The organism is Methanomethylovorans sp. (assembly GCF_041305605.1).
Taxonomy (GTDB): Archaea; Halobacteriota; Methanosarcinia; order Methanosarcinales; family Methanosarcinaceae; genus Methanomethylovorans.
Map to the genome: position 1 here is coordinate 22,968 of NZ_JBFYLB010000132.1, position 18,152 is coordinate 41,119.

19 protein-coding genes, 1 tRNA gene and 1 other RNA gene are annotated in these 18,152 nt (G+C 41.4%); 9 read left to right on the plus strand and 12 right to left on the minus strand.

Annotated features, from left to right (window positions below):
• Window positions 1–8: 8 nt before the first annotated feature.
• Window positions 9–884, minus strand: coding sequence for a CBS domain-containing protein (locus ACCM36_RS08270; protein WP_370573280.1), 876 nt, complete (start codon window positions 882–884; stop codon window positions 9–11).
• 152 nt (window positions 885–1,036) lie between these two features.
• Here ACCM36_RS08270 and ACCM36_RS08275 point away from each other — a divergent pair, with 152 nt between their 5' ends.
• Window positions 1,037–2,014 carry an NOG1 family protein gene (locus ACCM36_RS08275; RefSeq protein ID WP_370573281.1) on the plus strand — a complete coding sequence of 326 codons (978 nt, stop codon included), beginning with the start codon at window positions 1,037–1,039 and terminating at the stop codon, window positions 2,012–2,014.
• A gap of 1 nt (window position 2,015) precedes the next feature.
• Here ACCM36_RS08275 and ACCM36_RS08280 read toward each other — a convergent pair whose 3' ends face one another.
• From ACCM36_RS08280 to ACCM36_RS08305, 6 genes are all read right to left on the minus strand, one after another.
• Window positions 2,016–3,131 (minus strand): pyridoxal phosphate-dependent aminotransferase, encoded by a 1,116-nt coding sequence (locus ACCM36_RS08280; protein ID WP_370573282.1) that lies wholly within the window; start codon window positions 3,129–3,131, stop codon window positions 2,016–2,018.
• An 18-nt stretch (window positions 3,132–3,149) separates the two neighbouring features.
• A complete protein-coding gene (gene hxlB / locus ACCM36_RS08285) occupies window positions 3,150–3,764 on the minus strand; it encodes a 6-phospho-3-hexuloisomerase (RefSeq protein ID WP_370573283.1) in 615 nt (204 codons plus the stop codon).
• Between the two features lie 20 nt (window positions 3,765–3,784).
• Entirely contained in the window at window positions 3,785–4,312 is a 528-nt protein-coding gene (locus ACCM36_RS08290; RefSeq protein WP_370573284.1) for a hypothetical protein, read from the minus strand.
• 13 nt (window positions 4,313–4,325) lie between these two features.
• Window positions 4,326–4,688, minus strand: coding sequence for a DUF2073 domain-containing protein (locus ACCM36_RS08295; RefSeq protein WP_370573285.1), 363 nt, complete (start codon window positions 4,686–4,688; stop codon window positions 4,326–4,328).
• A gap of 5 nt (window positions 4,689–4,693) precedes the next feature.
• A complete protein-coding gene (locus ACCM36_RS08300; RefSeq protein ID WP_370573286.1) occupies window positions 4,694–5,329 on the minus strand; it encodes an Era-like GTP-binding protein in 636 nt (211 codons plus the stop codon).
• A 110-nt stretch (window positions 5,330–5,439) separates the two neighbouring features.
• Entirely contained in the window at window positions 5,440–6,426 is a 987-nt protein-coding gene (locus ACCM36_RS08305; protein WP_370573287.1) for a PhoU domain-containing protein, read from the minus strand.
• A gap of 717 nt (window positions 6,427–7,143) precedes the next feature.
• On the opposite strand from ACCM36_RS08305, the gene ACCM36_RS08310 reads away from it, so the two are divergent.
• Both ACCM36_RS08310 and ACCM36_RS08315 read left to right on the plus strand, forming a co-directional pair.
• Complete coding sequence (locus tag ACCM36_RS08310) at window positions 7,144–7,812, plus strand: MBL fold metallo-hydrolase (RefSeq protein ID WP_370573288.1); 669 nt, start codon at window positions 7,144–7,146, stop codon at window positions 7,810–7,812.
• Window positions 7,813–7,835: 23 nt separating this feature from the next.
• Window positions 7,836–8,180 carry a ribonuclease P protein component 4 gene (locus ACCM36_RS08315; RefSeq protein WP_370573289.1) on the plus strand — a complete coding sequence of 115 codons (345 nt, stop codon included), beginning with the start codon at window positions 7,836–7,838 and terminating at the stop codon, window positions 8,178–8,180.
• Here the strand turns inward: ACCM36_RS08315 and ACCM36_RS08320 are convergent.
• The 3 genes from ACCM36_RS08320 to ffs all read right to left on the minus strand — a co-directional run bounded on the left by ACCM36_RS08320 (window position 8,169) and on the right by ffs (window position 8,911).
• A complete protein-coding gene (locus ACCM36_RS08320) occupies window positions 8,169–8,408 on the minus strand; it encodes a hypothetical protein (RefSeq protein ID WP_370573290.1) in 240 nt (79 codons plus the stop codon). The two genes, ACCM36_RS08315 and ACCM36_RS08320, sit on opposite strands and share 12 nt — an antisense overlap.
• A gap of 35 nt (window positions 8,409–8,443) precedes the next feature.
• Window positions 8,444–8,528 (minus strand) — tRNA-Ser (locus tag ACCM36_RS08325).
• Window positions 8,529–8,596: 68 nt separating this feature from the next.
• Window positions 8,597–8,911: signal recognition particle sRNA (gene ffs / locus ACCM36_RS08330), an RNA gene on the minus strand.
• A 142-nt stretch (window positions 8,912–9,053) separates the two neighbouring features.
• On the opposite strand from ffs, the gene ACCM36_RS08335 reads away from it, so the two are divergent.
• Window positions 9,054–9,293: a transcriptional regulator gene (locus ACCM36_RS08335; protein WP_370573291.1), complete on the plus strand. Its 240-nt coding sequence runs from the start codon at window positions 9,054–9,056 to the stop codon at window positions 9,291–9,293.
• A 9-nt stretch (window positions 9,294–9,302) separates the two neighbouring features.
• Here the strand turns inward: ACCM36_RS08335 and ACCM36_RS08340 are convergent, their stop codons facing one another.
• Window positions 9,303–10,676 (minus strand): RAD55 family ATPase, encoded by a 1,374-nt coding sequence (locus tag ACCM36_RS08340; protein ID WP_370573292.1) that lies wholly within the window; start codon window positions 10,674–10,676, stop codon window positions 9,303–9,305.
• A 143-nt stretch (window positions 10,677–10,819) separates the two neighbouring features.
• On the opposite strand from ACCM36_RS08340, the gene ACCM36_RS08345 reads away from it, so the two are divergent.
• From ACCM36_RS08345 to ACCM36_RS08365, 5 genes are all read left to right on the plus strand, one after another.
• Window positions 10,820–11,950: a glycosyltransferase family 2 protein gene (locus tag ACCM36_RS08345; protein ID WP_370573293.1), complete on the plus strand. Its 1,131-nt coding sequence runs from the start codon at window positions 10,820–10,822 to the stop codon at window positions 11,948–11,950.
• A gap of 4 nt (window positions 11,951–11,954) precedes the next feature.
• Window positions 11,955–13,103, plus strand: a complete 1,149-nt coding sequence (locus tag ACCM36_RS08350) for a glycosyltransferase family 4 protein (protein WP_370573294.1) — start codon at window positions 11,955–11,957, stop codon at window positions 13,101–13,103.
• 9 nt (window positions 13,104–13,112) lie between these two features.
• Complete coding sequence (locus ACCM36_RS08355) at window positions 13,113–14,189, plus strand: glycosyltransferase (RefSeq protein ID WP_370573295.1); 1,077 nt, start codon at window positions 13,113–13,115, stop codon at window positions 14,187–14,189.
• A 58-nt stretch (window positions 14,190–14,247) separates the two neighbouring features.
• A complete protein-coding gene (locus ACCM36_RS08360) occupies window positions 14,248–16,578 on the plus strand; it encodes an oligosaccharyl transferase, archaeosortase A system-associated (protein WP_370573296.1) in 2,331 nt (776 codons plus the stop codon).
• Between the two features lie 73 nt (window positions 16,579–16,651).
• Window positions 16,652–16,816 carry a hypothetical protein gene (locus ACCM36_RS08365; RefSeq protein ID WP_370573297.1) on the plus strand — a complete coding sequence of 55 codons (165 nt, stop codon included), beginning with the start codon at window positions 16,652–16,654 and terminating at the stop codon, window positions 16,814–16,816.
• Between the two features lie 2 nt (window positions 16,817–16,818).
• Here ACCM36_RS08365 and ACCM36_RS08370 read toward each other — a convergent pair whose 3' ends face one another.
• Entirely contained in the window at window positions 16,819–17,598 is a 780-nt protein-coding gene (locus tag ACCM36_RS08370) for an ATPase domain-containing protein (RefSeq protein ID WP_370573298.1), read from the minus strand.
• Between the last annotated feature and the right edge of the window lie 554 nt (window positions 17,599–18,152).

The following is an 18,152-nucleotide window of genomic DNA, read 5'->3' on the forward strand; positions in this document are numbered from 1 at the left end:
GTCCTTTATCAGTATACTGCAAGTTCATGCAGCACATCTGTTTTTGAGAGTACGCTTTTTGGAACTCCGTCATAGGTCACTATAATAAAACCCACTCCATGGGCGTTGAATAACTTTACGGCATCTATCAGGGAAGCTTCAGAATCAATTGTTACCAGGTCCGTTGCCATTATGTCTCTCGCTTTTGCATCCATTGTTCCCTTTGCAAGGGCGTGTCCAATATCCTTAAAGGTAATTACCCCTACTATGTTTCCGTTGTCTTCTACGGGAGCACCATGTATGTTACTTTGGAACAGCATCATAGCAGTATCTTTTATACTTGTGTTCAAGTTCACTGAGATGAAATTTTTGCTGGAATAGTGTCTCACAGACTTTTTAGGCAAAGAGATCATTTCATTGATAGAGAAAACTAACGTATTTTCGGTGTCGTCCCTACCCACGATTTCCCCTCTTACTATCAGTCTGTTGACTGGAGTAGGTCCCATCTGTACGTGGTCTCCCTGCTCAAAGCTTCTTATGTTGCCAAGTACCTTGATCATGCCATGGCAAAGGTCCGGATGGCGTACAGTGGTAAAACTTATTTCTGCTACCGTTGCTCCTTCTACTACGTTCCCATTCCTGTAGATGGGTACCATGGCTTCATTCTCCATCGCTGTGACGTTTAAAGCCTCATAAGCTTCTCCTGTTGCCTTATAGCCACCTTTGGGCCCAGGTACTCCCTCCACAAGCCCAAGTACTTTTAAGGACTGCATCTGGTTTCTGACCGTACCCGGATTTCTATTGATTATTTCTGCTATTTCTTCACCTTTTATAGCGCGGTCTTTTTCTCTCTGGAGATTGATTAAAGCAATAAGGATATCTTTCTGGATAGGTGTGAGCTCCATGTGATCACCATTCGCCTCTTATAAAACTAAAATATAGTACTCCACCCATATATATATAATTGAGTATTTCTCATCAATGTTAATTATATTCTCTCTACAGAACAACAATTATATACGTCATATACCTTGAACCTCATACAGGTAAAGAAACAATGATATTCGAGAAGATTCCTACTATCCGCACTTCTGATGAACTAATAGATAAAGCCTTTAGAAGAGGTGTAAGGGCAGCAACTGGGAAAAAATCAAGTAGTAAGGCCAGCTTCCTTGATTCCCAGGAGTCTATGCTGCTAACTTCAGCTAATATATTAACCGATAATCTGGCTAATGTCAGCAAAAAATTTCCGAACTTTGATGAGTTGTCCGGTTTTTACTATGAACTGGCAGATATACTCGTAGGCGTGGACAAATTACGCACTTCTCTCTCCAGGGTAGCGTGGACAAGTGAAAAGATACATGATCTTGCCAGAGAATATGTGAGTCGCATGCGCGGTAGTCCAGTTCCAGATACCTTGCGTAAACAATGTTTTGGTCGCATAGGATCTTTGATGGATTCCATAAGCAAGGATCTTTTGCTCTTAAATGAAGCCCGTAATATCCTGCGCAAACTACCCGATGTTCACGAAGAGCCAACAATTGTTGTGGCAGGTTACCCTAACACCGGTAAATCCAGTTTTGTTACAGCAGCAACGAAGGCAACTCCTGAAGTGGCACCTTATCCGTTTACCACCAAAGGCATATCCATAGGTCATTTCTCCATAGGTGATCTTCGGTATCAGGTGATTGATACCCCAGGTCTTCTGGACAGGCCAATGTCTAAGAGGAACGATATTGAACTGCAGGCCATTACTGCCTTAAAGCATCTGGATGCAGTGGTGCTTTTCCTTGTTGATGCAAGTGAGAACTGTGGTTATACTATTGAGGAGCAAAAAAATCTATTACAAGAAGTTAGAAATCAATTCGATTTGCCGATACTGGTTGTCTCTAACAAATCTGACCTGCCTCATTTTCAGAATCTGGATTTCACAGAGATGTCAATGTCCACCTCTACAGGTGAAGGAATTGATGAAGTGATTACAGCTCTTGTGGGCATGATTAAACAAAAAAAGAATGATGAACCTGTGCTTTAATTCATGTAAGCACTTTCTTCATTATTTCCAGTGCTTTGAGGATGTTTGACATGGATGATGCATAAGATATTCTGATATGTCCATCTCCTCCCTCTCCAAAAGCTGTCCCAGGTACTACAACTACTCCATTGGCTATGAGCTTTGAAGCTACCATATTGCACTCTTCCACTTCAGGGAATGCATAGAATGCTCCTTTTGGAACAATACATTGAAGTCCCATGGATCTGAGTCCGGATATCAATACATCTCTGCGTTGCAGGAATTCCTGCTTCATCAGAAACACTGAATCCTGGGGTCCGGATATAGCTGCAAGAGCCGCTTTCTGTGCAATGGAATTAGCACATGCCTGTACATACTGGTGAACCTTCAACATCTGTTCCACATATTCATTCTTAGCAGCCACATATCCTATTCTCCATCCAGTCATGGCATAGGTCTTGGAAACAGCATTAACCGTAATCACATTGTCTGTGAACTGAGCAGGGCTGACATGTTCCCCTTCATATATGAAATGTTCATATACTTCATCAGAAATGATTGTGATATTTTTGTCATCTGCTATTTCTGCAAAGGCTTTCATATCTTTCTTACTCTGCACTGCACCAGTGGGATTAGCGGGAGAATTAATTATCATTGCCTTTATTTTGGGGTTCATTTTCTCCATTATGGCTTCTGGACTGATGGTGAGTTCCTCATCCAAAGGGATGCTGGATACTTTCCCCCCCATCATGTTCACAAGTGCGTTATATGACACAAATCCAGGATTTGCTATCATCACTTCATCGCCAGGGTTTACAAGAGAAGCAATGGCAAGTTCAAGAGCTTCCGATGCTCCGGAAGTTACGATGATTTCCGAAGGATCCACAGCAAAGGAATTCTCATCTTTATACTTCCGGCTCAATTCTTCGCGAAGTTCTGCAATTCCCGGGCCAGCTGTGTATGCGGTGAATCCCGAGTTTATTGCATCAATGGCTGCCTGTTTTATATGTTGCGGGGTATCAAAATCAGGCTGTCCCAGTCCAAGATTAATGGCATCAGAGCCCGCAGCCTCGAACATTTTTCTGATGCCTGATATGTTCATACTAAGGACCCTGTCAGCAAACTTCGATCCACACATATAGTTTCCCCCTCTCATTTATTCCAGTGTGCTGTGTCTTGATTTAAGGTCTTCTTCCGAGGCACCGGTTATGTAGATTAGTTCTGCTATGGCCCCATCCAGGAAAACACTGGCTGATGTCTCAAAAGATGTGCCAAGGGGGGTCAGGTATGAGTACTCTCCTCTAAGGTGTCTCTCAACATATTCGCCGGCATCTTCTTTTGTTCTTCCTGCTATCTTCACGATAGTGTCAGATATCTTCCCCAATGTAGATTCGTCGTTAGAAGTGATGGTGATGAGTTTAGCACCTATTTCTTTTGTGATCTTTCCCAGGTTGGCTATTGAACGTGTCTGTCCGGAACCAGATATTGCAATTACCACATCTTCTTTTGTTACTGCGGGTGTTGTGGATTCTCCTACAACATAAGCTGTGAATCCAAGATGCATAAGTCTCATGGCGAAGGCCCTTCCAACAAGTCCTGATCTCCCGGCCCCCATTACAAAAACTGCCCTTGCATTAGTAATGTGTTCCAGCATTTGCTTGATGCTCTGCCTGTCAAGCTCAGCAACTACTTTTTGAAGATGTTTTGCCATAAGCTCCATTGATGAAATCAAATACTTGCATTCGGTAACTTCTAATCTTTTTTGTATCATTTTCTCACTTGCCTTATCGCTTAGAAATTTGATGTACTTCTGCTCTCATCCTTATAGGTTATATTTTTGAGTTTCCATTCCTCTATGTTGTGCAGTTCCTGATACAATCTCATAATATTGGCATAATCGCCTGCCCAGTATATATCAATAAGCACATTAGTTTCCTTAAGCTCTTTAAATATGGAATCTGCCAGATATATCAGAGCTTTGTTGCTTAAGAAGGGGACATTAAAAGTTGCCCTGTACCCACCATCGGATTTAGCGTAAGAGATCAGTACATACCCATAACTTTCGTAAACAGTGATGTCATCAAAGCTGCAAATTATCTCTTTTTCATGAACTGCCAACTTGTCAACATTGGATATGCAGATGAGAACTTTCCATATTACTGTGCCAGGCACGGTCCGGCCAAACCATACTGATATTTTTCCGTAGCTACACACTACATTAACGTCATCTCTCCCCATCTCCATGGTAGAAAGGGATTGAGTAGGTGATATCATTGCTCCAGTATTGTCTGCCGGTTCTATCTTGCTCACAGTCAGCACCTAGTATCACATCTCATTCATGAGCTGATAGGAGTGCACTTATCATATTCCTATCCTTTTTGAGGGTTTTAAGCTGGTCTGCAGGTCCTATCACTGTAAGCCTTGTGCGTACAGTGTTCTTTTTAAGTATTTTTCCAAATATTGACGTATCAGCTTTGGATGGATAGCTCTCCATTTCTATTCCGGAGAACCCTTCTGGATCGATCAGTGTCATTGTCATTTCTATGAGGTTTGCCTCTTCTTCAGGTGTCAGACCTTTTTCCAGGACAAGGATCTTGCCGCTTCTGACCTCATCGATAATGAATCTGACTTTTTCCACAGGAGCCATCTCAGCAAGTTTTTCTTCGGATATGAGGTCCATCTGGATTCCTTGCATTTTCATCACCCAAACCTTTTTGCAATCTCTTCATAGAGTGTATCTATGTTCTTTCCTTCAAGCGCGGATATGGCTACCATGGGATGCTGGGGGAATGCTTCCCTAATAGTGGAAGGTGACGATTCAGGAAGATCGATCTTATTGGCAGCTATCAAGAGGGGTAACTTCCTTGCTTCCATATTGCCTATCACTGTGACATTAACCTGGGTGTATGGGTCTTCTGTGGCATCCATCACAAGTATGACTCCATCAAGGTTATCAAGCCATTTGACTGCCTCAATTACTCCTTCAGTTGCTTCTTTTGCCCTCCTTTTTGCTTCATTCTCTTCCATTCCATGTCCCATGAACTCATGAAAGTCTATTTTTGTGGCAAGACCCGGTGTGTCTATTATGTCCAAGGTGATGGAATGTCCATTTGCCTTAATTGTCACGCCTTCACGGCGTCTTGCACGACGTGTTTCATGTGCTATATGGGACACAGAACCCATTGCATCCCCGGTCCAGTCGCGCAGGATACGATTTGCAAGTGTAGTCTTTCCTGCGTTAGGCGGACCATATATGCCTATACGTGCGTTCTTTTTTCGGAAGAGCTTTTTAAAAAAGTCAGAAAAATTTTGCCTAAATGCTGTAATTACGCCCATTTATTCCCTCCTGGAAATCCAGCTCACGAAACGTGAAATGTTATTTTTCTATAATAATCCTTTGATTTATAATAGTTATGTATCCTTGTTCTGTTTTTCTGTCCCATGTCTTATTCCTGTGATGCAGCCATAGCTGAATTAATAGCTATTTCTGCGATGTTAGCTCCATAATCACCAGTCCTTTCTATACTATCCATCACAATGCCCAGTGCTACTATTGCTTCATGGGATTCTATCTTCAAAAGATACTGGTTAAGCTTATTGATCTTTGGTTTAAGGGTATGCTCTCTCTCTATTACCTTATTTGCAAGTTCAGCATCGTGGTTATATAAGGATTCCATGGCGTCTTCAACTATCTGGCGGGTTGCTTCAGTAGCTTTTTCAATCATTTCCATTATATTATCCGGGATCGCATAGTCCATGTGCATGGCCATATTCGCTATTTTCTGTGCATGGTCTGCAATACGTTCAAGTGGGCCTGCTGCCATTCGAAGGTCATGGTATTCATCTATTGATGTCTCCGAAGTGTCCGGAAGCTTGGTACCTTTGAGCACTGCACGGAATTGTTTTGCTGTGAGAAGGAAAAGTCTGTCTACATCATCATCTCTTTGTATCACGTCCAGTGCCAGGTCTTTGTCATTGGTCTTAAGTGCTCTAATAGCATCTTTTTGCATCGAATTAGATAAAAGGAACATTCTTCTTACGCTTTTTTTAATTGATATTTCATTGGGATTGAGCAAATCCTTTATCACAACTTTTTTTCCCGTTTCTTCTATTATCTCAGGTCCAATTAGCTTATAGCACATCTCACGTATGATGTTCTTCTGTTCGGCCAGCATTCTATCTGACTTTATTTCTAATATGTCTGCCCCTACAAGGTAGGCTGCTATTATATCCCTTATCAGGATCTCTCCCATACGATCAGTGACATCGAGCTGGGTCTTTCTAACGGATGGAGTATCCTGGATCGGATCGATCACAAGCTTGCCGTCCGGTTGTGGTGAAAGTGAAAGGCGGCTTCCAGTCTTTATGCCTACTTTGTCTGCCCATTGCTTGGGCAGGGAAACTATATAGGTTGACCCACCGGTTTGTTGCACTTTTCTGGTCTCTATGGCAATCCCTCTTTGTACTCAGGTTTATAGGATATATAGAAATTAGGTTTGTATATATACATTTGTCTAGCATGAGCGAATTAATATATATTTGGGTGTATTATTTCAATACATGAACCCTCTGCGCATAAACTCCTCGGAACTTATTCTGCTTAGAAAGATTCTGCCTCTCCTATGTATCATTGTTCCATGGGAGTTCTACTTTTACAACATATCATACAGTTCAGGTTGGGGAATCAAATTCTCACTCTTCTATGTGAATTTTGATATCACATATGGCACTCTTTTTGTAAATGTGGTGCAGCAGCTATCTATGTTGTCTTATGGTGGTCTAACTCCTTCTCTTCTTGCTCCTTCTTTTCGTACTATCTCCTGGTTTTTAGGAGCGTTAATCTGTATGGTAGTATTGATCAATGAGATTTTCAAAGAGAACTTGTCAGAAACGTTCAGTGTGCATACCTCTGGTTATCTTCTCCTATTGTGTTCAGCATTTAACATCCTAGGTTCTTTTGTGGTATGGAGCAGTTCTTTTAAAGCTATACCAGTTGGTTTTGCGTTCAGTCTATTCGCAGCTTACGTCTTTCTCTCAGCCAAGTGGAATATGTCACTAACCATAGATGATTGTTGATTCCTGCTAGTTGATACGAGGCGACATATTAAATAGGTACCAAAGCACCTTTGTTCATACTCATTGGTGAAGGTATGAACGTGAAAATCAAGATGATAGATAATCTGGAAATTACTTGGCTCGGCAAGGCTGGTTTCAGGCTTCGCGGGGAAAATGTTACAATATACATGGATCCATATGGTTTGTCAGGAAATATTCCTCTGGAAGACATGGCGGATATAATCCTTCTCACCAACGAGCATCCGCAAAGCTTTGATCCGGACTCCATCCGCATTGTAAGGAGTAGCAGTACCACTACGCTGTTGCCGGAAAATATGAGCGTGCAATTCAGGGGCGATGCACGGCGTGTGGAAGCAGGCGATGAATTGATGGATGATCTCTGTATCAAAGGTATTTCCATAGAGGTAGTGCCTTCTTACAAACCGGATGCTTCCTCAGGCCCAAAAGAAGCAGGTGTCGGATATGTCATAACCATTGCCGGTAAAAGAATATATTATGCGGGTGTTACAGGTCTGATCCCGGAAATGCAGACGATGTCTGTGGATATTGTAATACTTCCAGTGGGTGATTGTACCATGAACGAAGAAAAAGCTGCAGAAGCGGTAGCTATTATTTCGCCTAAAGTGGTCATTCCTGTATCTTATGGGTGTGCAGGTATTCCTGTTGCTAATATGCAGGCCTTCAGAGAGAAAGTATACAGGAAAGCTCCTGATGTAGAAGTGTTGTTTCCAGAAGATTTCTAGTCTGATATTTAATCTGGTATAATATGTCTCGTTTTAAAAAGAAAAGCAAGAATCTTGCGAAGGATTTGGCTATGGAGCGCATTCAAAGACTCTTTGAATTGGCAGATGCGGAGTACAGCTCAAATTCAATCAGGAGCGATGAATATGTTTTACTTGCAAGAAAGATCGGAATGCGCTATCTTGTGAGGTTTCCCCGGGAATTAAAGGTAAGGTTTTGCAAAAGTTGTGGAAGCTATCTTGTTCCGGGTGGTAATTGCAGAATACGCCTCAAAGGAAGGTATATAACAATATCCTGTCTCAAATGTGGTAATGTCAGGCGCTATATCTATCACTCTGTAAAGACTTCGGAATCTTCATCAGGTAAATAGATTTAATAAATGTACGATCAGATAGGTGGTAATGAATATTATCAATCCCATTGTAGCATATAGGAAAATATTTCGATATACTACTTCTTTTTCTGATCCAGGATAAATACCCATCCCTCCTCCTTTACAACTCTTTGAGCCACATCCGCCACATCCTGTACCGGGATGGCTAAGTACTGCTTTATTTTCTTTTTGGACCACAGGAAGAATGACCTTTTTTTCTGCCATATTCTCATCCAATTCTATATGCTTATAAAATTAAGCGACGAGAGGGGGATTCGAACCCCCGAAGTGCGGGGCACCACAGGATTAGCAATCCTGCGCCATACCGGGCTTGGCTATCTCGTCATGAAAAATGAACATTTCCCGACTTCCGTTCCTAATGTTATCTACATATTTAACGCTTTTCCATAAAGTGGCAGGCACACCTCAGGTCGCTGTCATTCACATACACAAGTGGTCTGCAGTCTCGCCTCCACCCCGCAACCCTACAAGCGACGGTTGTTCACGGTTGGTCTGCTCCCTTCCGGGCCTGAACTGGTCCCCACGATCAAGATATAAAAACATGTTCTCCAACAAGCCCTTATATCAACATCATCCAAGCAGGACGGAGTTTCTTAGTTGAAACCACAGGTTTGAGGATGATCCAGACATCTTCCATCGGCTTCGTCCCCCGCATATCGGCGATTTCGGGTTATAGATGACGCCGGACTATCCGGACTAGCCTGCCAAGGACTAATAATGTGTAGGTACTAATAAACCTATTCCCTCTATTCCGGTGAAAAATGATAGGAACAGTTTAAATCAGAATATCTACATAGAAGTGTTTGTATCAAAGTATAAGAGTATCAATATAAGAAACGGGGCTGAACAATGGAAGAACTTGTAGGATTTGTTACTGGAAACAATAACAGGAAGAAACTACTGTCTCTTCTCGGATCAAAAAAAGAGATGGACACAGAACGTATAGCAAAGACAATACATATTTTCCGTCCATCTGTAGACAAGATCATTGAAGAACTGATAGGAAAAGAACTCGTGGAGAGGCAAGGGGATAATTACAGGTTAACTGATCTGGGTGCAACAGTGGAGCGCATGATACATAATATATGAACGCAGGTTTTATGCCAGGGTGTCTGATCTTAATTTTATCCCTTTTTCGGTAATTACGTACTCTATAGGGTTGGGTCTGTGCTGTATGCCTTTGCTTTTTGATACGCACATATATCTTCTGCCACCCTCTGAGTTTCTCAATATGATTATATTATCCATCAGAAATTCTGCATTCATTCTGGTATTTTCCGTAATACTACTGGAAGATTTAGGTATTGTGAATACCGATGTGACATTTCGTGTTTTCAGGTATTGAAGCAGAGAGTACAAGTGTCCTCTTAATTGTAACTGGTCAGGCAGCATCATTTCAAGGTTGAATATGCCATCAAAGAACAACCTTCTGGCATTTGTTTCCATTATATGTTCCTTGATCAAGGTCTCATGTTCTTCGGGCCACATGCTATCAGGGTCAGCAGAGATAACTTTTAGCAGTCCATTATCTATATATTTTTCCATTTCCCATCCATGTCGTTTTGCTTCAGAGACCAGTGAATTGCACAACCCCTCAAAGTTGACGATAACGCAGGGTTCTTTTTGATCAAGTCCTTTTGAGATGAATTGCATTCCAAATGTTGTCTTCCCTGTACCGGGTTTACCTGTGACCAACGTACTGCTGTTACTAAATAATCCTCCTTTTAATAATCTGTCCAGTCCCGGAATCCCAGAACTTACCTTCTCCGGTAAACTGGTCATCGATTCTTTCTCTTGTGAGTAAGATATCATGCTGAATCCTTCGGTACTCATCCTGTAACGATATTTTCTGTATATATTTTCAGTATTCTTTTGAGGGTCCATTCCTCTCAGTTTCAGGACTTCCAGGAAGTTGCCAGCCCTTAAACCATTATCTTCCCTTGAAAGGTATATTATGCCATCAACTAAGTGGCTTACTACTGAGTCATGCAACTCCTCTTTCAGCATTTCTCCGGTAAGGACTACAAGTGCTTTCCATTCCTGTATCATGGAATCAAGTGTATAGAAAAACCTTCTTTTTTCAGGTTCTATGAATCCAAAACCAAGGGGTGTCACAGGGTCAAGGACTATTCTATCAGGTTTTGAGGAGCCAACCACATTTCCTATGTCTATCAATGTACTCAAAGGGTCCTTTTCGGATATGGAACGATTTATGGGATGAATGCGAATCCTACTATCAAAGAAGTTCATTCTGGAAAAGTACATCTTCAACTTTTCAGGCGATTCTGTTGTAAATGGTATATATAGTGTCTTCTCTCCATTTTTTGCAGCATGGGAAAGCATCTGCAGGCAAAAACTTGTCTTACCGACACCTGTAGTTCCCGCTAATAATATAGTCGATGGTGATTTCAGAGTGCCGATGATTTCGTCAACTCCTCGGATACCAAATACCAGTTCTTTCAGCTCGTCCATTCTGTATATCAATACAGATAGACTAATACTTATATTTTCTTAATATTTTCATAGTTCTAAAAAATAAGCAGCCGGATTAAAGTATCATTTTACAGCTAAATGATATGACAAATATTATGTAATGGTAAGTAATATGAGAATGCATGCCAAGGGTTTCCATTGTAATGCCCTCCATGAACGAGGAATCCACTATAAGGACCTGCATACTGAAAGCTATGTCCTTTTTTGAGATCAGAGGTGTCGAAGGTGAAATAATTGTGGTGGATAACTCTACGGACCGAACTGCAGAAATAGCCAGGTCCATGGGTGCAGTGGTAATTACCTCGGTAAAGGGCTATGGGAATGCATATCTTAAAGGACTTGCAAAGGCAACAGGGGACTATATAGCCATAGCAGATGCAGATAACACTTATGATCTCAACGAACTGCCCATGTTCTTCGATATCCTAATGAAAGGAGAGGCTGATTTTGTAATTGGCAGCAGGCTAAGAGGCAACATAAAAAAAGGTGCAATGCCATGGTTACACCGATATTTAGGTAATCCTTTCCTTACATGGTTACTTAATGTCCTGTTTGGTACAAGTATTTCAGATGCTCATTGTGGAATGAGGGCTTTTACCCGAGATGCGCTTGAAAAGATGAACCTTAAAAGCCATGGTATGGAATTAGCTTCAGAGATGGTTATCGAAGCCGCAGACAAAGGTCTGCGTATAAAGGAAGTTCCTATCTCTTATGATCTGCGGGATTCTCCTTCCAAGCTCAGATCTTTACACGATGGCTGGAGGCATATTAGGTTCATGATGCTTTACCGCCCGGTTTCTTTCCTGCTTGTGCCGGGGATGTTCGTGTTTATAGTAGGGGCAGCCTTGCTGTTCACGCTGCCACGTATGGGCAATGTGGCTGAAACCAGGCTTCATTCATTCATATTGGCAAGTATGCTGACAGTCATAGGTAGTCAGTTCTTTGCAACTGGCCTTTATCTGGGTGCTTATGGGTACATAAATGGGTTATACGTGAAGGAGAATTCTTTCATAAAAAAGATCATGGACTATCATTCACTTGAAGTGGAACTGTTTTCAGGGATGGTGTTTTTGCTCGCAGGCATATTCATTGGTCTGAAAGTAGTCTTATCATGGGTAAGTTCAGGCTATGGTTCACTTTTTCAGATACAAACAGCGATATTTGCCATGGTATTCGGTTCCATAGGCTTGCAAATGATCTTCACAGCTATATTCCTAAGTGTCCTTATGCTGGGAATGGACACCGATAGGTGACATCATGAAGATCGCCCTTGTATATGATGCAGTTTATCCATGGGTGAAAGGTGGCGCTGAAAAGAGAATATATGAACTGGGTAAGCGCCTCTTTGCCAAGGGACACGAAGTGCATCTTTTTGGGATCAAATGGTGGGAAGGTGCAGATGTTATTGAATATGAGGGCATGTTCCTACATGGCGTCTGTAAAGCAAGGGAACTTTATGTGGAAGGAAGAAGGTCTATTGCTGTAGCACTAATCTTCTCTTTAAGACTGTTTACACATCTCAGGCGTGAGAAATTCGATCTTATTGATGTAAGTGTATTTCCTTATTTTTCATGTTTTACAGTAAAACTTGTTTCTGTCTTAAATAAGAGCCTTGTAGTGTACACTTGGCATGAAGTATGGGGTGAGTACTGGTACGAATATATGGGTAAGGCAGGTTTTTTTGGGATATTGATCGAAAAAGCAGTCTCAAAAATTTCTGGAAACAATATCGCGGTTTCCAAATGGACTAAAAAAAGGCTAGAAGCACTGGGAGTTCCTGAAGGGAAGATCACAGTTATCCCAAATGGTATTGATCTTAAGGAGATCTCCAAGATCGAGGCAGAAGTTGGCAATTCCTCGGCGGGGTTGGAAGGAAAACTCTATGACGTTATTTTTGCCGGGAGGCTTATTAAGGATAAAAATATCGATTTTCTACTTAGGGCAGTGTCTGTTCTAAAAGTTAATCGTCCTGATATCATTTGCTGCATTGTGGGTGATGGTCCTGAAAAATCAGGACTCATCGAACTTTCAAATAATATGGGAATTTCCACAAACATTGAATTTGTAGGTTTTCAGGATTATAGTTCTCTTATCGGAAAAATGAAAGCTTCAAAGGTTTTTGTACTTCCTTCTTCGAGAGAAGGTTTTGGGATGGTTGTAATAGAAGCATTTGCTTGCGGGGTGCCTGTGGTAACTGTAAAAGAGAAGTATAATGCGGCACAAGGGCTGGTTGAGGATGGAGTTGACGGGTTTGTTGTGTCTTTAGAAGAGAGGGAGATTGCGGAAGCAGTGGGAAAAATACTTGAGGGTAATCAATGTTGTAAAAACATGTCTAAGGCTGCGTTTCAGAAATCTAAAGATTATGATTGGAATGAAGCATTATTGAAATTGGAACAATATTTATGAGGCATCGGAATGAAAGTTGCTATTTTTCATGACTACATCGGAGCAATTGGAGGAGGGGAAAAATTGGTTCTGACACTTGCAAAAGGACTAGGGGCAGATGTAATTACTACAGATGTGGACATGGACTCTGTAACCAAAATGGGTTTTGAGGACGTAAAGATCATAAGCATTGGGAAAACTTTAAAAGTACCACCTCTCAAACAAATAGATGCTTCTTTTAAGTTTGCAACATGTGATTTTTCCAAAAAGTACGATTTTTTTATTTTTTCAGGTAACTGGGCATTTTTTGCAGCGAAAAAGCACAAACCAAATGTTTACTATTGTCACACACCAACAAGAGCTTTTTATGATCTCTATGAAGTCTACCGTAAAAACCAGTCTGTGTTTGTTTCTCTTCCATTTGTCATTTGGGTACATTTTCACCGGAGAGTTTCTGAGTACTATCTTACTCACGTATCTAAGATTGTGACAAATTCCATGAATACTCAAAAAAGGATACAAAGGTATTTTGGCAGAGACTCAGTTATTATTTATCCTCCAGTTGATACTTCAAGGTTCGAATACAAAGAATATGGGGATTTCTGGCTGTCTGTGAACAGGCTTTATCCTGAAAAGAGAGTAGAACTACAGATAGAAGCATTCAGAGAAATGCCTGATCAAAATTTGATCATTGTGGGAGGTTATGCGACAGGGGATCATGCATCGGGATACGCAGCTAAATTGGTGATGGGACTTCCAGCAAATGTAACGTTGATGGGAAGTGTTTCAGAGGAAAAACTACTTGAATTATATGCCACCTGTAAAGGGCATATTACAACAGCACTTGATGAAGATTTTGGAATGACTCCTATAGAAGCCATGGCGTCAGGCAAACCAACGGTTGCGGTAAAAGAAGGGGGTTACCTTGAAACTGTGTTAGATGAAGTGACAGGCTTGCTCGTGGAACCAGAAGTACTTTCAATTGTTGCTGCTATCAAAGAAGTGTCTTCAGACCCACAAAAGTATCGGGAAGCATGCATTAAAAGAGCTAAAGAATTTGATGTGTCTACAATGCTTCAAAAAATGCGGACAATGCTGGTCCCATGAAACTATATATCTTTATATCTCAACTAATTAATCACTGTAGGATCAAAGGGATGAAAGGATGAGTAAGATCGATTCTCTCTCTGTCAGGACTAAAATATTGTTAGTAATGTTTTTTGCATTGCTCATACGTTTGTTTCCACTATCTTTTCTCTTCTCGGATGGTAGGGTGACCTTTGTAAGTTATGATTCTTACTATCACATGAGAAGTATCCTCTATACTACGCAGCATTTTCCGGGTCATCTCCTGTCTGATTCTTACATCAACTATCCATTGGGTTTTGACATAAGCTGGCCTCCTCTCTATGATGTCCTGGCTTCCATGCTGGCATTAATCGTTGGGATGGGCAATCCAAGTAATAGTACCATTGAACTGGTTGCGGCACTTTTTCCCGTGGCCCTTGGAACTCTTTCCTTGATACCTTTGTATTTTGCAGCTTCAAATCTTTTCGGCCGCAGGGTAGGTTTTTACAGTATAGTGGTCCTGGCAGTAATGCCTATCCATCTCATGGTTTCCATGTTCGGTGCAACAGACCATCATGTTGCTGAGATCTTGCTATCGACCACAGCTTTTTCATTGTTCATTTTCTCACTTAAGGAAGGTACGTCTTCTGATTTTTGCAGAAAATTAACAAAAAGCGAACTCATAACATGTGTTCGGTCCCGCTCAGTGTTTTATGCTATAGGGGCGGGTATTACGCTTGCTCTTTCTGTCCTCACATGGACAGGTTCACCTATATTCATAGGTCTTTTTGCATTGTATGTACCTGTACAATTGGCTCTTGACCTTAAGGTTAAAAGAACCTCAGTTTACTTGTTGCTCAGCTCTTGTGTAATGTATCTGGCTGCTCTTGTATTTATCATCCCTTTTGTACTGATCATGGTAAGGGAAGGGTATGAGTTGAGTGCAGCTTTTGTTTCATGGTTCCATGTACTCTACGTATTGGCAATGTTCGGTTTTGTGTTGATATGTTGGGTAGTAGCTAATCTTATAGGTAACAAGGGTCAGTGGTGGCATTATCCGTTGGCCATCCTTATCCTTATTGCAGTTGGGATCACTGGTTTAAGGTCATTGATGCCAACTTTCTTCTCAAACATCTCTGCGGGAATCGGTTATCTGTTAGGACTTGATGAAACCCTTAGTACTATCAACGAAGCTTTACCTCTGTTCTGGGATCAGTATGGAAGTTTCACTTTGCAGTCTGTTTGGGGTGGATTCGGCCTGTTTTTCCTGTCTGCCCTAGTATCTCTTCTTATTATCTTACGGAAAGGGGAACCTTCAAAAAATCCCACAATCGCCTTCTTTGTGATATGGTCGATCATTGTTTTTGTACTTGCCTTCTCTCAAAGACGCTTTATGTACTTGCTATCGATCAATGTGGCAGTTATGTCAGGTTATCTTATGGGTCAGTTGCATTCATGGATGATGCCAAAGACAGTTAAAGAGCATGGAGGGAAGCACAAAAAGGTAAATGCAAATTCTAGCAATATGCCATTAGTGCTGATACTCGGGATGTTACTCCTGCCGGGTACTTTAATATCTGTAGCTGCGGTGTCCAATCCATCTGTTATGCCTTCTGACTGGCAGGCAAGCCTGGACTGGCTCAAGGAGAACACTCCGGTGACCTCTTACTATAGTGATCCCTTGCAGACTCCTGAGTATGGGGTTCTCAGTTGGTGGGACTTTGGTAATTGGATCATCTACAGGTCCCAAAGGCCAGTAGTTACCAATAACTTCCAACCCAGCGTACAAGAAGTAGCTATCTTTTTCTTGTCCCAGAATGAAACAAACGCATCAAGTATACTTGATAGAAGAAACGTAAAGTATATACTGACAGATATCTCAATGGTCAAGGGCAAATTCTTCAGTATTGCTAAACTTGCAGGTGAGGATTATGATAGCTTCTTCGACGAAGAAACCGTCAACAAAGGTTCATCTACAGTAACCACGAAAGTAGAGAATGACAAGTTCAAGAACTCAATGCTTGTTAAGTTACATATTTATGATGGCAGTGGTTCCGGTCACTATCGCTTGCTGTATGAATCCAATACCACTGTTACCAAGGACCCGGAAGTTAAATATGTCAAAGTGTTCGAATACGTGCGTGGAGTGACGGTGACAGGCAAGGCCGAACCCGGTGAAACAGTTTACGGGGCAACCAGTCTTATCAGTAATGAAGGAAGGGAGTTTGATTATTATAATTCTGCAGTTGCAGATGATAATGGTACTTACAGCCTTGTCCTTGCTTACTCAACTCAGGGTAATAATTCATCAACTTACGCAGTTGTTCCATACACTATCATCGGGGATAAAAGCCGGTCTTCCAAAGAGATCGATGTTTCGGAGAGTGCTGTCCAGGCAGGTCAAGTTTTGGAGTTAGATATAGTATAAAAGTCGCACTATTATACTTCAACCGGGGTTAAAACTAAATATATACAACACATTATATTTACGAGGTCTCTGTATGGGACTTCCAGGTGATATAATGCTTTACAGATGTCCACTATGTGAAGGAAAAATGAACAGATGGAGGTATCCTGCCATTAAAAGGCAGGATAATTTCGGAAGGCAACTTGTGATTTATAAATGTGTTGAATGCGGTAATGAAGGGACTTATCCTGATATCTAGTTTCAGAACATTGAATATACTTCTTCATGCGGATGGATCACAAAACCATCAGGTGCGATCTCGTAGGGGTGGATCTTTTTGCTGTGATCTGATCCGCGCATCTTATATATTTCCAAGCTGCGCATGCGCACGTTCTCATGCCTTTTATAGTACAAAACAATGGTTCCATCAGTAACGAAATTCTCAACTCCGAACCTTGAGGGGCTTGATTCGTCTATTACTTCACAGGTCATCATGGAAGTAAGTCCGATCACTTCAAGTGTGGTACTGAGCTTGAGCAACTCTACACGGATCTTTGCTGGATCTTGCAAATAGAAACTTATAGATGTCGTAGAGTCTACAAGAGCCCTTCGTGCATTGATCTCCTCTTGGGTGGTAATTATCTGGTCCATAAGGGAACGGATGTCAAATGGGCGGATATCCACATATTTCTCCTGAGAAGGTATGCCGATCTTTGTAGAACAGGCATCTATTATAGCAAGTTTGTTCTCTTCTTCCAGTTCCTCAAGGTTCCAGCCGAACTTGAGCACGTTCTCACGTATCTGCTCAGGTCTTTCCTCGGTTGCTACTATGATCCCGTTTTCTCCGTATTTTGTGATACCATTATATATGAACTGGATGGAGAAATTTGTTTTTCCGGCTCCAGATGTGCCCGAAATCAAATATGTTCTGTCCCTTATAAGTCCTCCGCCACAAAGTTCATCAAAGCCGGGTATACCGGTCCTAACTCTGTTCGGGCCTTCTTCCATCTTTATCTCTTCAGATACAGCTCCATCAAACATCTTGCGTTTCGCCTCGTTTTGTACTTAATCTTTGGTACTTATAATATATCTCGGAAGATATAAATGTATTGAGATAATCATAATGATAATGATATCTAACATAATCATATTTTAATCTATTCGACAATCTATTAAATAGACTTTCTTGCTTGTCGTTGTTTGAGAGGATATGCATGTTGGAGTTCGACATTTCCCGTTAAATACATCGATACTTGCCATTGCGACGCGAATAATACCCCATTTGAGACCACAAAAGATTTAAAAGGGAAATTAATTAATAGGCTCTTGTAATCCAATATGACGGGATTAAGAGGGTGATGATGAGAACTTCGTCAATGGGCGAACTTAATGTTCTCCTGATGAAGGTCTGAGGGCGCATAAGCGTTCTAATCCAATGATCCTCACTCTTAGATATACATAAACTAACGGAGGAAAATAATGAGTAAATTCGCAGCAGTAACAATTGCTGCACTTATGCTGATGGCAGTATTCGTTTCATCTGCAAGTGCAGCAGCTTCTGTAAACACCGTGGAGGTAAGAAGCCCGGTGTTCAG